Origin of the sequence: Lentilactobacillus hilgardii DSM 20176 = ATCC 8290 (assembly GCF_000159315.1) — a bacterium.
In the GTDB taxonomy this organism is placed as follows: Bacteria; Bacillota; Bacilli; order Lactobacillales; family Lactobacillaceae; genus Lentilactobacillus; species Lentilactobacillus hilgardii.
This window is the reverse complement of the sequence record NZ_GG669992.1, coordinates 6,442-20,351: the sequence shown is the minus strand read 5'-3', so window position 1 is coordinate 20,351 and position 13,910 is coordinate 6,442. Positions and strand designations below refer to the sequence as shown.

Annotated in this window: 10 protein-coding genes; 6 read left to right on the top strand and 4 right to left on the bottom strand. The window is 41.2% G+C overall.

Translation table 11 applies throughout. The features are described 5' to 3' along the window. Nucleotides 1–7 precede the first annotated feature (7 nt). From HMPREF0519_RS00085 to HMPREF0519_RS00075, 3 genes are all read right to left on the bottom strand, one after another. Entirely contained in the window at nucleotides 8–526 is a 519-nt protein-coding gene (locus tag HMPREF0519_RS00085; RefSeq protein WP_003633591.1) for a QueT transporter family protein, read from the bottom strand. A 112-nt stretch (nucleotides 527–638) separates the two neighbouring features. Continuing rightward, nucleotides 639–1,949 carry an NCS2 family permease gene (locus tag HMPREF0519_RS00080; RefSeq protein WP_003633588.1) on the bottom strand — a complete coding sequence of 437 codons (1,311 nt, stop codon included), beginning with the start codon at nucleotides 1,947–1,949 and terminating at the stop codon, nucleotides 639–641. 272 nt (nucleotides 1,950–2,221) lie between these two features. Next, nucleotides 2,222–2,737 (bottom strand): type 1 glutamine amidotransferase domain-containing protein, encoded by a 516-nt coding sequence (locus HMPREF0519_RS00075; RefSeq protein WP_003633586.1) that lies wholly within the window; start codon nucleotides 2,735–2,737, stop codon nucleotides 2,222–2,224. A gap of 104 nt (nucleotides 2,738–2,841) precedes the next feature. On the opposite strand from HMPREF0519_RS00075, the gene HMPREF0519_RS00070 reads away from it, so the two are divergent. Next, complete coding sequence (locus tag HMPREF0519_RS00070) at nucleotides 2,842–3,252, top strand: winged helix-turn-helix transcriptional regulator (protein WP_003633584.1); 411 nt, start codon at nucleotides 2,842–2,844, stop codon at nucleotides 3,250–3,252. Between the two features lie 138 nt (nucleotides 3,253–3,390). Here the strand turns inward: HMPREF0519_RS00070 and HMPREF0519_RS00065 are convergent, their stop codons facing one another. Beyond that, nucleotides 3,391–4,338 carry an aldo/keto reductase gene (locus HMPREF0519_RS00065; protein ID WP_003633582.1) on the bottom strand — a complete coding sequence of 316 codons (948 nt, stop codon included), beginning with the start codon at nucleotides 4,336–4,338 and terminating at the stop codon, nucleotides 3,391–3,393. An 86-nt stretch (nucleotides 4,339–4,424) separates the two neighbouring features. Here HMPREF0519_RS00065 and HMPREF0519_RS00060 point away from each other — a divergent pair, with 86 nt between their 5' ends. From HMPREF0519_RS00060 to HMPREF0519_RS00040, 5 genes are all read left to right on the top strand, one after another. Continuing rightward, nucleotides 4,425–4,991 (top strand): SDR family oxidoreductase, encoded by a 567-nt coding sequence (locus HMPREF0519_RS00060; RefSeq protein ID WP_003633580.1) that lies wholly within the window; start codon nucleotides 4,425–4,427, stop codon nucleotides 4,989–4,991. 48 nt (nucleotides 4,992–5,039) lie between these two features. Further along, entirely contained in the window at nucleotides 5,040–5,414 is a 375-nt protein-coding gene (locus HMPREF0519_RS00055) for a hypothetical protein (protein WP_003550405.1), read from the top strand. A 502-nt stretch (nucleotides 5,415–5,916) separates the two neighbouring features. Beyond that, nucleotides 5,917–9,462, top strand: coding sequence for a PD-(D/E)XK nuclease family protein (locus HMPREF0519_RS00050; RefSeq protein ID WP_003633578.1), 3,546 nt, complete (start codon nucleotides 5,917–5,919; stop codon nucleotides 9,460–9,462). Then, nucleotides 9,462–13,226, top strand: a complete 3,765-nt coding sequence (addA, locus tag HMPREF0519_RS00045) for a helicase-exonuclease AddAB subunit AddA (RefSeq protein WP_003633576.1) — start codon at nucleotides 9,462–9,464, stop codon at nucleotides 13,224–13,226. Before HMPREF0519_RS00050 ends, addA begins: the two co-directional genes overlap by 1 nt. 90 nt (nucleotides 13,227–13,316) lie before the next feature. Continuing rightward, nucleotides 13,317–13,880, top strand: a complete 564-nt coding sequence (locus HMPREF0519_RS00040) for a L,D-transpeptidase (RefSeq protein ID WP_003556210.1) — start codon at nucleotides 13,317–13,319, stop codon at nucleotides 13,878–13,880. Nucleotides 13,881–13,910 lie beyond the last annotated feature (30 nt).

Below are 13,910 nucleotides of genomic sequence, written 5' to 3'. Positions count from 1 at the left end.
CTAATAGCTAATCGCTTAAATTGTATCTCAAATTAATCAGATAGATCACAATTGCCCCGATCGTCATGGTAACAAATTCACCAATGCAGGCAGTGAGATAGGTACTCCAGAATGTTGGCCAAAAAGCACTGTGACCAATAATGGCAATTTCAAAACCAATAATGAACATATAGAATGTCCCAATCAGAACCGATGCAATCAACTTAGAAACAACTGATTTCATATGCTTGGTAACCAGGTAAATTGTCACTAAGTTGATTAATGTTTCTGCAGTCCCAACCACCATATCGATTGCGCCGTTTGGAGACATGATATTAGTGATAAAGCATGCCAGCGTGATTGCGACAATATAGTGCTTATTGAATGGGACGAGGTTATTCAATCCTTCTGAAAAACGGAATTGAATGGGCCCATAACTTACGGCTGCAAAGACCATCGTTAACGCGATGTAGAGTGCAGCGACAACGGCAGCTTTGGTTAAGTCCAATACACTGTCGATGCCGAGAACATTAGTCTTAGAATTCATAACAAATTCCTTCCTTGTAAATTATTTAGTTATTTGTAACCCATTAACTTTACAGCTTTTCTTTCTATATTTCAACTTGGCTGCCGATTCCTTGGAACGGAGACTGGATGGATTAGCTGTTTAAAATCCAAAGGAAAATAACGAAGACGACTGCCAAACCATACATCATGGCACTGACTTCTTTACCACGTTTTGCGGCAATCATTGTAATCGGGGAGGTAATAAAGCCAAGGGCAATGCCGTCGGCGATACTGTAAGTAAAAGGCATACCGACCAAAGTGATGAAAGCCGGTGCGGCAATTTCGAATTTTTCCCAATGAACATTTTTCAATGATTGTGCCATTAAGACACCAACGATAATCAAGGCGGGTGCAGTTACCTGGCTGGTAATGACCGTCAGTAATGGTGAAAAGAAGGTTCCGAGAACAAATAAAATACCCACGACAACGGCTGTAAAACCGGTTCGGCCACCAACCGCAATCCCGGCTGAGGATTCAACGAAGGCGCCCATTGGAGAAGTTCCCAAAATTGAACCAACTGCCATTGTTGAAGAATCGGCGATTAAAGCCCGGCCAATTCTTGGAATACGATTATTTTTGATGAACCCGGCTTGTTCTGCTAATCCAACCAAGGTACCGGCCGTATCAAAGAAAGTTACCAGCAAGAACGTGAGAACAACCACTACCAATTGAAGTGAGTTGATATCACCGATATGCGAAAGTGCAACACCAAATGTTGGTGCCAGGCTTGGAATGCCCGCTACCCATTGATGTGGAAGCGGGATTAATCCAGTTACCATTCCCAAGATGGCATTTAAAACCATTCCGATAAAAATGGCACCCGGAACTTTCATACTCATAAGAATAACGGAAACCAACAGGCCAAAGATTGTGAGCCATGTCGTACCAACGTGAAGAGACCCCAAACTAACCAGCGTGTCTTTGCTTGATTGAATCAAGCCACCGTCATTCATACCGATAAAAGCAATGAATAGCCCAATGCCGCCACCGATAGCTGCTTTGAAATCCGCAGGGATTGAATCGATGATTTTCTGCCGTAATTTCAAGGCGGTTAAAATAATAAAAATAACTGATGCAACGAAGACCCCTGCCAATGCGGTCTGCCAGGAAACCTTCATGCCAATGACAACTGAATAGGCGAAGAAAGCGTTAATTCCCAGACTGGCGGAAATTGCGATCGGATAGTTGGCAAGTAACCCCATCAAGAAACAGCCAAATGCCGAAGCGAGGGCAGTTGCAGTGAAAATTGCCCCTTTATCCATCCCGGTAACACCCAGCACGTTAGGATTAACGAACAGAATGTACACCATTGAAACAAAAGTCGTAATGCCGGCAATTGTTTCTTTTCGGAAGTTCGTGTTTCGACCTTCGAAATCGAAAAACTTTGCAATTGAATTTAGCATAAAATAATAGCTCCCCTTATCGTTCGGATATGAAATAAAAACAACGTATTTTATATTATCATTATAGCTGATTATCTTCAATAACCGAATTAAATATCATAAAAGGTGAAGATTATTTACTTTATAAAGCGTTTTCTTTTAAAACTACATAAAAAGACTGGCCATTATCTAAGCTAATCCAATAGATGATTTAGGAAGATGACCAGTCTCATGATTAAGTTTTAAATAGTAATCAAAAACAAACCGTTTTTCAGTTAGTGATTTTCAAAAAATTAAGCGCTTCTTTTCAATGTCTCCAACATTGAACCATTAAAGGCATCCAAATCGTCCGGGGTTCTGCTGGTAACTAAATTTTGATCGACGACAACGGGTTGGTCTTTAACAACGGCACCTGCATAATACAAATCTGGACGAACCGTTGTGTAGGCAGTCATGGTTCGGCCTTTGGTTAAACCGGTTTGGATAAATAGTTGAGGGCCATGGCAGATCGCGAAGACAGGTTTGTCACCCAGCAGGAATGCCTTAACGAAATCAACAAAACGTTCGTCTGCTCGTAACTGATCCGGTGAAAAACCACCAGGGATTAAAAGACCGTCGAAGTCGTCTGTGGAAACATCAGCGATTCCTTTATCAGCAGTAATGGCAAGACCGTGTTTACCATTAATCGGATTACCGGCTTTATTTTCGATAGTGACAACCTCGTGACCTGCATTTTTAAGGGCATCGACTGGTGACGTGTATTCAATATCTTCAACATCGTTTGTAACGATTACAGCAATTTTACTCATTGTATGCTCCCTTCTTGTCTCAATGTGGTATCTATTTTATACTTGGAAGTCGTTAATGACAATAACGCACCTTGAAGTGCGTATCTAAAAAGTGAGGGATAATCATGACAGATGTCATTCGAAAAGACGTCAAAGAACGGCTTGAAAATGGTGATTACAGTTGTTCGAAAGAATTAACCCTATCGATGTTTAGCGGCAAATGGAAAATTGTTATTCTGTTTCATCTTGGCACGGATGGCGCCTATCGGTTTAATCAATTAATGCGATTATTAACCAAAATCACGCATAAAGTATTAACGAACCAGCTTCGTGAAATGGAAGAAGACCAGTTGATTACCAGAACAGTGATCCCCGGAACACAATCCAAAGTGGTTTATTCAATAACCGACCTTGGGCGTTCACTTATGCCGATTTTAAATCAGATGTATCAATGGGGAGAAGAACGAATCAGCAAGTTGCAGGTTGATCCTCAATTTAGTATTAATGATCAGGCAACGCGTGATTCGGGGAAGTGAGTGGTGTTCCGCACACGGATTAGGACTGCTCCTCAAAGCAGTATTCTGCACATAAGGGATTTATTTCAAAAATCCAAACCCGGGATTTTCGAAATAAACGCCTTATGCTTCGAATACTAACCGCTTTGTTCCGCACACTTATTCAAATGACTTAAACGCATTATCAATCGTATTGAATTCTTCGTCAGATAACACGATATTCAGCGCTTTGACATTGCTTTGGACCTGTTCTGGTGATTTTGCACCCGGAATCACGACACTGACTGCTGGATTTTTGATATACCATGCCAAAACGATTTGGGCAATCGTGGCATCGTGATTATCCGCAATCGGCTGCAGGCTGTTAACGGATTCAACAATGGCTTTAAATCGGCTGCCGGAAAAGTTTGGATCCTGGCTTCTAAGGTCATCTTCTGGAAACTTTCTTGGTGTCTCATCGTATTTACCTGTTAGCAGGCCGGATGCTAGCGGAAAGAAGGGGACAAATGAAATATGTTCCTGATGTAGATAAGGGAATAGATGATTTTCCGGATCACGGTGGATCAAACTATACTGATTTTCAATGACGTCTACCTGGTGATTTTTATTGGCTTCTTTAAGTTGTGCCGGTGAAAAGTTGGAAACACCGATAGCCCGAATCAATCCCTGATCTTTTAATTCCTGTAAGGCAGCAACTGCTTTGTCTTTAGCAGTGTTTTCATCCGGAAAATGGATGTAGAATATATTCAGATAGTCTGTTTGGAGGCGCTTCAGGCTTGATTCAACGAAACGCTTTAAATCATCCGGGGCATTACTGATTGTTGATTGACCATCTTTAACAAGTTGGGCACCCTTGGTCGCAATGGTGAGCTTTGAACGATCGTAGTTTTTGATCACTTGACCGATGAGTTCTTCTGAACGTCCGAGCCCATAAGCATAGGCAGTGTCAAGCATTGTGATGCCACTGTCAAGTGCCGCTTTAACGGTGGCCATTCCGGTTTGTTCATCGAGATTCGGAAAAAGGTTATGACCGCCGACAGCGTTTGTTCCCAGACCCAATGGCGTAGTGGTGACTTTAGATTGACCAATTGTGACGTTTTTTGCCATATTGCAAAATCCTCCTTTGATTTTCCTTCTATACTATGTTACATATTAAGTTAATCATAAATAATTTCGACTAGGAAGTAAAAAACGTGAAAAAATTATTAATTTTAAATCAACATAGTCCGGTTGTCTCCGAGCTGTTACCGTTGCTTGATGAAAGCGATGAAATCTCTTATCGGATTTTTCAGGGGGATATTCAATCGGCCGGAGATTACGTAACGGCTTTAAGTGACGTTGATTGGCTTCTTTCCGCATTGGGGCCGGAAGACGTTGATTTGGACTTTGAAGAATTATTTGATGCAATTGATCAGGCTGCTCCGAAAATTCAGCATTTTGTCATGCTTTCCTATGCCGGCATTGATGATGAGTTAAAGTCACCGATGGTATTTCCAGAGGTAAAAAATCGCCAAGAATTTATAAAACAACAAAGATATGCCATAAAGATTGTTGACGAATCCGAAATTCCGTATTCTATAATTAGAATGAGTTCACTGACGGATGGAAAACGTTCGGATTATCAACTCTTTAATGAAGGCAACAAAATGTCGGTAGGCAGTGTTTCGGCTAAAAATGTTGCTGATTTGATTTTTAATGCTTTCGTCAATCAAAAGTTCATTAACCATTCCGTCGGTATAATGGATTCTGGTAATGATTAAACTAATTTTTGAAAAATTTGAAGGAATGTTAGGAGTGTGATCCTATATATGGCAATTAAACTGGACCCGGAACAAATCAAACAACTGAAAGAACAACTTTATACGGCAAACCGCAGTTCACATTTTGTTATCATCGTGGCGATTTCAAAGCAGGAGAATACCAGCGTTAAGATGGTCACTGATTGGAATAATTATTTAAATATGAAAACAACCAATTCAGACAAATTTGACTTTCACGTGATTCGAGACATTTTGCCGATTACTGACAATCTCGTTTATTGGGCCGTTGCGCAACAAAATTTGCATACGGCTCAGACACAGGGGCAACAAAGTGAAAAAGTCGTTGATGACCTGGAGTTCTATACGAATAAAGTGATGTCGGAAAATAAGGTTCGAAGCGCTGAAGCAAGCGGGAATAATTAACGATTAAATGAGTGGGGTCGGTGCTTGTATAATCAAATTAAAAGAGGCTGCAACTCATGTACATTGTACATTTGCTGCAGCCTCAACTTCTTTTATTAATTAAAAGTGAAATGAAAGTAGATAATGGGCTTTCATTTCACTTTCAAGGGAATGTAACTAATAGTATGTACCGCCTGGTTGGATCCAGGCGTTATTAGGAGAGAGGACGAACCGACCTTTTTGAACTTGAAAGATATATTGGGGGTAGATCGTAAATTCTTGCTTCCGATATTAAATCGTAGCGGTCGGAAAGTCCTCGTAAACAAGATCAATGCAAGCATAAAGCTTTCATTTAGGTCAAATAATGGATGCATCGTTACATCCACTTATAATAATAGCCTATTTTTCACAATGTTCAACGAAAAACGCTTGTGTTTGATAACTAAATGTTTAATTTTTAGCGAATAACTGTTTCGTAGGAAGATATGCTAAAATTGATGTAAATTTTGAAGGAGGACAAGCCGTGACTTTACAATTTGTACTGGGAACAAACGGGTATGATCATCAGGAAAAGATGATTGACATTTTAAAAAAGCAAAAGTCTGCTCATCCCGATGATCAGTTCTTCTATTTGGTACCCAATCATATTAAATTTGAATCAGAAGTTGGCATCTTAAAGCGGTTGGCCGGGGCAAACGATGATGTGACGGCCCAAAGCAGCGTTCAGGTCCTATCGTTTACAAGGCTGGCATGGTATTTTTTGCGAACGACGTCTCAGTATCAAAAACAACGGATCAGTCCTGCAGGGATCAACATGCTCTTGTATCAAATTATGACAGAGCATCAGGATGACTTGATTCTATTTAGTCAAGAAGCCGGACTACCCGGCTTCATTGACCAAATTGCCCATCAAATTTCAGTCATGCAAGCTGGAAACGTCTTACCGGAAGACCTAATGAAAATGAACGAAAATCAGGAATCAAGGCTTTCAAATGATCTGCGGGATAAACTGCATGACTTTTCAATTATTTATGCGGAATATGAAAAAAGAATTGATGACCAGTATTTTGATAATCACAATGTGTTAAACCTGTTAAGCGATTATTTGCAGAGGCAGGATCTGTCACATTATCATTTTTATATTTCCGATTTTTCGAAGTTTACCGCACAGGAATGCCGTTTGGTTGAGACACTGACTCAAGGCGGTGCCAGTATGACCATGTCGTTGATTTTGGATAAACCTTATCGGACGGCGCTGCCTGACCAACCCAACCTGTTCTATCAATCAGCCAAATTATTTTTACGATTTTATAAATTTGCTGCAGATAACCAAATTCCGTATCTTCCCATTATCACTGCCGATCAGCCACGAATCAGTGCTGATTTGCTGAAATTAGAGAAATTTTGGATTCAGTCGAGTGGGTTGGGCGCAATTGATGACAATCCCATCACAGTATCGAAGTCAATCCAGGTTTATCAAGCGGACAATCAATACTCAGAATTGGATCAGATGGCAACCAGAATTCGCCAGATGGTGTCAACCGGGAAGTATCGGTATTCGGATTTCTTGATTTTGACCCGACATTTGGACAGTTATGAAACAATTTTGGGCCCAATTTTTACGATGCAGCAAATCCCTTATTTCAGAGATATTCAAAAATCGATGGTTGATCACCCCCTGGTTGAATTATTAGGGGCCCTGTTCGATATGTATGATCCAGATCGACCACGCAATTATCGATATGATGATGTCATGCGTTTTTTAAAGTCCGAACTTGTTTTGCCGCAAGCTACCGATGGAACGGCAATGAAGATTGACGATTATCGGCAGGCCGTTTCATTGACGGAAAATTTAGTGTTGAAAAACGGATTTGAGGGTAAAAAGTGGACCCAGGATGACGATTGGCAGTATGTTTGGGTGGCTGACGATGATGACGGTACGGTTTTAACCGAAAAAGACAAGCGGATCACGCAGCAGATTAATGTAATTCGGCATTTGATAAAAAATGCATTGCCCAATTTTTATAACCGTTTTTATAAAGCGAAGACCAATGCTGATGCGGCTGGGATTTTGTACCGATTCCTGGTTGAAAACGGTGTTGTGAATCGTTTGCAGGATTGGCGGAATGCGGCTGTTGATCGCCAAGACATCAACCGTTCCGATGAAATCGAACAGGTTTGGCGGACTTTTTGCTCATTACTGGATGAAAACGTCCGAATATTAGGTGATAAGCCATTTGTTGCTCAAGATTTCTGGGCCCTGATTTACGCGGGCTTTGAAGGGGCAACCTATTCTCAGATTCCGTCAACACTGGATCAGGTTCAAATTTCCGAAAGCGGTATGGTTCAGATGAATAATCGCAAAGTAACGATGATGATTGGTTCAAACGATGAAACAATGCCGGAAAGAATTGTCAATGAAAGCCTTTTTGGTGATGACGATGTTTTACAAATTCAGGACAATTTAAGTGACAGCCAGTATTTAAATGATCCGGCAGATGAGCAGATGGCAGCCGAACCATACCTGAATTATTTAGCCTTTACCAGTCCGTCTTCCCGTTTGATTTTTTCCTACACCAATCATGTGAATGATGAATCGGGGATTAATTTATCCCCCTATGTATCAAGAATTGCGGCTCATTTTAATTTGAAAGTTGTGAATTATGCTGCCGTTCCGGACAATCAAAGGGCCGTCAATGTGTATATCGGGTCTAAGCGGGCAACGCTTCATCACTTGATTCAGGTTATTCAGGATACCTATAAGAATAAAGGACAGCTGAATGATACCTGGGCGTTTATTTTTAATCAGTTAAAGCAGGACCCGGATGCAGCTCCCTTAACTAACCAATTACTTGGCAGTATTGATTACAAAAATGTGCCGGTACCGTTAAGTCGGGAAATTGCTGAAAAGTTGTACGGGAGTGCGTTGAATATTTCGATTTCACAGTTGGAATCATTTTATGAAAACCCGTATGAATATTTTCTGAAATATGGGCTGCGCTTACAGGAACGGGAACAATTCGAATTATCACCGGCTTCTACGGGTCAATTTTTTCATGAAGCGTTGGATCGAATCATTTCGATGGTTCATGAGCAGAAAATTGATCTGGCAGGACTGAGTGACCGTGACGTTGATGACTTGGTGGCTGAAAATGTTGAAGCCATGGTGAATGATCCTGATAATTTCCAATATATTATTTTAAACAGTTCCAATCGGATGCATTACATCACGCTACAGCTTCAGGCAACCATTCAGCAAATGATCCGCACTATGCGTGATCAGCAACGAATAACGCCGATGCGGCCACAAAATACCGAGTTGATTTTTGGTCAACCGTCTTCAAAGGGCTTAAAGGGCCTTAGTTTTGAGCTTCCAAATCAAAAAAAGGTCAATGTCCGGGGAAGAATCGATCGGATTGATTCGATGAAAGTCAACGATAAGCGCTACTTCGGGATTGTTGATTATAAATCTGCTGATAAAAAATTCGATTTCAATCAGGCATACATTGGCACGTCAATGCAGTTACTGACGTATTTGGACGTATTGCGCTATAATCTATCCACCTTGAATCCCGATTCAAGTGATGCGTTATTGGCCGGTGCGCTTTACATGCATATTTACAACGCGACTTTTAAGCCGGATGATTTTAAGAAAGGCTTGGAAAAATCATTATTGACCCAGCATAAATATAAAGGGATTTTGGTGGACGATGTCGATTTGGTCGATCATTTGGATACCGATTTAGCCAAGGACCATGGTCATTCACTTGTCTATCCGTTTAATAAATTAGCGAATGGCAATGTTGGCAAGAATTCTTCGACAATTACCGAAAATGATTTAAACGCGTTTTTGGATCGGACCGAAAAATTGATTATCGATGCTTCCGAACGGATCTTTGACGGGGATACGTCACTTGCCCCTGTTAAAATTGATAATGTTACGCCCTTACAATTTACGTCGTATCAATCGATTATGAATTTTGATCCACTGTTGCCTGAAAATAATTATCGACTAGTGCCCCACTATGATAAAAAGGACATTATTTCAAAGCTGAGAGGAGAAAAATAATGCAATATACACCGGATCAACAAAGGGCTATTAAAGATCGTCCCGACGGCAATGTTCTGGTCTCTGCATCAGCCGGATCGGGTAAAACCAGGGTGTTGGTGGATCGGATCATTGATATGGTGAAAAATCAAGGTATCAACATTGATCAATTACTGGTTGTGACATTTACAAATGCCGCTGCAAAGGAAATGCGTGAACGATTGAGAGGGTCGCTTCAGTCCGAATTTTCAAAGGCGACCGATCCTGAAAGTAAAAAACATTTATTGACGCAAATTCGTAAGGTTGCAGTTGCCGATATCACGACCATGGATGCTTATTGTCAAAAGTTGGTGTCACGTTACTACTATATTTTAGGAATCGATCCCAATTTTCGGGTACTCTCAGATAATACTGAAATCCAATTACTGAAGGAACAAGTCTGGGATAACGTCCGTGAAGCATTGTATGGTCAAGATGAAGATCATACGTTTGCCGATTTAACCGAAAACTTTTCAAATGACAGAAGTGATGAGGGATTAACAAACGTTATTTTTCAGATGGACGAGTTTGCTAATGTTAATGAGGACCCTGATAAGTGGCTAAACGACGCTACGTCATTTTATGAGATCAGCGATCAGGGGCTTATTCATAGTGAGTTGTACACGGCATTAATTTCACGGGAAGTTTCTGATGCAGTCAAACGGCTGGTTATTTCTCACCAGGCGATTATCAAAATGGCGCAAAAGGCTGAATTAGAGAAGGATGAGGCCTTATTTACGAAGCAGCTGGAGTCGGTTACACAGCTTCAAAAGGGCGTTATCGAAGCTGCTGACTGGGATGGCCTTCGGCAGTTGATCACCGGTTTTGATTTTGAGTCGATGACAAAAGCAAAATTGACAAAGGATGCCGATGAACATCAAAAGCAGGTTCACAAACTGGTTAAGGGAACAAATGACCAGATGAAAAAGCAGTGGCAAAAATTGGTGACCGGCTACTTTGCTTGGAATGAACAGGACAACGTTGACTTAATGAATGCCGCCAAAGCACGTATTGAAAAATTAGTGACCGTTGTGCGAACCTTTAGGGCTGCGTATAAGCAGGCCAAGGCTCGGCGTCATTTGATGCAGTTCATTGATATTGAACATGCGGCTTACGATATTTTAAATGATGTCAGTGAGCAGGCTAAACAGGTTCGCCAAAGGCTTCAGGATCAATACTATGAGATTATGACCGATGAGTATCAGGATAATAACCGTCTTCAGGATGCCATTTTAAACAAGATTGCTCGAAGCGATCGTGGCAATCGATTTATGGTAGGCGATGTTAAGCAGTCAATTTACCGGTTCCGGCTAGCCGATCCGACAATGTTTATTAAGAAGCAGGCGCAGTATATCGAACAGGATAATGACAATGAATTGATTAGTCTGTCAGAGAACTTTCGATCGGCAAAGAATATTGATGATTTTACAAATTTGGTTTTTGAACAAACAATGGATCATCAAGTGGGTGATATTGCGTATACCGGCAAATCAAAGCTCCAATTTGGTGCGACTTATTATCCGGATGACATGAAGGCTGACGTATCATTGATTATCTATCGAACCAAATCATCAGCTGCTGCAACTTCGAATGAAGACTTGGGGGCCGGTGATCAGATTGAAGACAGTGACAGTGGTCAGGCAGAGATTATCGCTCAAAAGATTCGGACTTTAGTTGATGACAAACAGCTGATTTATGATAAAAAATTGGAAGAAATGCGTCCGGTTACTTTTGGTGACATCGCGATTATTTCGCCAACCCATAATAATGAATTGACACTTTCGGATATTTTTACCCAGTATGGCATTCCTGCCGAAATTACTGGTGCAAAAAGTTATTTTAAAACAACTGAAATTCAAATTATGATGTCGTTATTATCTATTATTGATAACCCGTTTCAAGATATTGCTCTGGTGGCCGTCCTTCGTTCACCAATTGTTGGTCTTGATGAGAATCAATTGGCCTTTTTACGAATCAATCGCAATACCGGTAATTATTATCAGGCGGTATTGGATTTCTATCGTGGATTTGACCGCTTGGAGCCTAATGATTACGCAACCCGGATTTATCAAAAAGTTGACCGGTTTATGAAACAACTGCGCCGTTTCAAAGATGTTGCGCAGCAGGATGGCCTGGTCTCACTGATTTGGGATATTTATGATCAGACCGGCTATTTGGATTATGTCGGCGGGATGCCTGCAGGTCTTCAGCGTCAAACCAATTTGCATGCGTTGTATGATCGTGCAGCTGATTACGAAAAGAATGGCTTTAAAGGCCTCTTTCAATTTGTAAAATTCATTCAGAGGATGCAGGAAAGAGATAACGATTTAGCTAATGCCAACCCGACTACGTCTGAAAATACGGTTCACGTGATGACGATTCACGGAAGTAAAGGGCTTCAATTTCCAATTGTGTTTTTGAATGATGTTGGCAAGCAGTTCAATATGCAGGATACAATCGGCAAATACGTCCTAAATGATCATTGGGGCATTGGGATTGACTACCTGAATAATCAGACCAGGGAATTTAGGTCACCACTTCAGAAGCAGGCAATCCTGGATATGACAAAAAATGCCGGCTTGTCCGAAGAAATGCGAAAATTGTATGTCGCAATGACCCGAGCCGAGCAACGTTTGTATCTGGTCGCAAAGGTTAAGGGTGAAAAAAGCGGCGACAATCAACAGTTAATTCAAGGTTGGCAGGGGTTGACCGACGCTAACGAGTTGGTACTTCCGGCGGCGGTTCGCAATGCGGCTAAAAGTTATTTGGGCTGGATTGGACCGGCCATTTCCAGGCATCCAAATGTCTTAGACCGGTTTGGGGACAGCATTCATTCCAATGTGTTGGCGGGCGATCCGACGTTGTTTAATCTTGATTTTTACGACGATGAGAGAATAACGAAGGAGTCAGGAAGGCAGAAAGCCAATCAGACATCACCAAATGACTTTATCGATCAGTTGGCACAGAAGAAGCTTACAGTCGCTCAACCAACAAAGGCAGCCATTTCCCAAGTGATGACCTTTAAGTACCCTCACACTGCGGCAACCAAAACAACGGCGTACCAATCGGTTTCAGAGATCAAGCGACTGTTTGATGATCCGGATAATACACAGCTGTCGGGCTACTCAACACTGGATGTCAATAAACTTGCAAAGACCGGTCGCTATTTGAAAACTGATTTTGAAGTACCCCAGTTTATTTCTGAGGGTGGCGGAAAGCCTGCCCCGACAGAAATCGGTACGGCTACGCATTTGGTGCTTCAACAAATTGATTTAACGACGGTTCCAACGATTGAACGTATTGAGGCTTTGATTGCCAATTTGGTGAAACAACAAGTTATTTCTCCTGAAGTTGCCTCACAAATCAACGTGGACGAAGTGTTACGATTTTATCAAAGCGAAGTTGGCAAATATGTGTTGGCAAATCCGGAAAACACACATCGTGAAGCACCGTTTTCATTATTGATGAAAGCCAGGGATGTATTTAAAGATTTTCAAGATAATGATGAGCAGACGATTTTAATTCATGGAATTATTGATGGTTATGTTGCTACTAATGAAGCTGTTTATTTGTTTGATTATAAGACGGATCATATAACACCAAAAACGACAATTTCGGATATTGTCGATCGGTATCGGGGTCAGCTGGAACTTTACGGACTAGCGCTTTCAAAGATTCTAGGGCGGCCGATTACGCATAAATATCTGTATTTACTTTCCGCAAACCAGGCTGTTCAGGTTGGCTAATTATTAAGCATGAGTAAATTAAAGAGCGACTTCATAACCGAAAAAATGGATGATGATATAATGAACTCAGACTGTTATTGAGAGTGAGATATGATGCGAAAATATTTACAAATCATTACCGCAATAGTTTTGGCCCTCTTGCTTACCGGTTGTGGCAGTGATCACGCTGATAGTCATCATCGGACCGACTCGGAAAAAAATAGAAGCGTAAAAGTGATTAATTGGAAAAAGCCGTCTCAAAACAAGCCGTATCCTAAGATTACGACTAATAATGGACGCTTTTTACAAGTTTCGTTGAAAAAGCAGCGCGTCTATGTCATGAGTCCAAAACACCGAATCCTATATACGATGTATGCATCAACTGGAATTCATCATTCTACCCCGAAGGGAACCTATCACATCCAGCAGGAACGAGGCAATTTCTTCTATAATGGTAATTCACGTGAAGGTGCTCATTATTGGACATCATGGAAAGATCACGGGATTTACCTGTTTCATACTGTACCGACCAATGCAGAGGGGCAGTATATAAAATCGGAAGCTCAGCATTTGGGTAAAAAGGCAAACTCACACGGTTGTATCCGACTTTCAATTCCTGATGCAAAGTGGATTAACCGGACAGTGCCGATGGGAACGAAGGTCGTTATAGATTAGTGTGCGAAGTTAAGCGGTTAGTGCCCGGAA

Excerpts from the sequence above, each read along its gene's own strand:
- HMPREF0519_RS00085 (WP_003633591.1), bottom strand. The coding sequence starts at position 526 with ATGAATTCTAAGACTAATGTTCTCGGCATCGACAGTGTATTGGACTTA.
- HMPREF0519_RS00080 (WP_003633588.1), bottom strand. The coding sequence starts at position 1,949 with ATGCTAAATTCAATTGCAAAGTTTTTCGATTTCGAAGGTCGAAACACG.
- HMPREF0519_RS00075 (WP_003633586.1), bottom strand. The coding sequence starts at position 2,737 with ATGAGTAAAATTGCTGTAATCGTTACAAACGATGTTGAAGATATTGAA.
- HMPREF0519_RS00070 (WP_003633584.1), top strand. The coding sequence starts at position 2,842 with ATGACAGATGTCATTCGAAAAGACGTCAAAGAACGGCTTGAAAATGGT.
- HMPREF0519_RS00065 (WP_003633582.1), bottom strand. The coding sequence starts at position 4,338 with ATGGCAAAAAACGTCACAATTGGTCAATCTAAAGTCACCACTACGCCA.
- HMPREF0519_RS00055 (WP_003550405.1), top strand. The coding sequence starts at position 5,040 with ATGGCAATTAAACTGGACCCGGAACAAATCAAACAACTGAAAGAACAA.
- addA (WP_003633576.1), top strand. The coding sequence starts at position 9,462 with ATGCAATATACACCGGATCAACAAAGGGCTATTAAAGATCGTCCCGAC.
- HMPREF0519_RS00040 (WP_003556210.1), top strand. The coding sequence starts at position 13,317 with ATGATGCGAAAATATTTACAAATCATTACCGCAATAGTTTTGGCCCTC.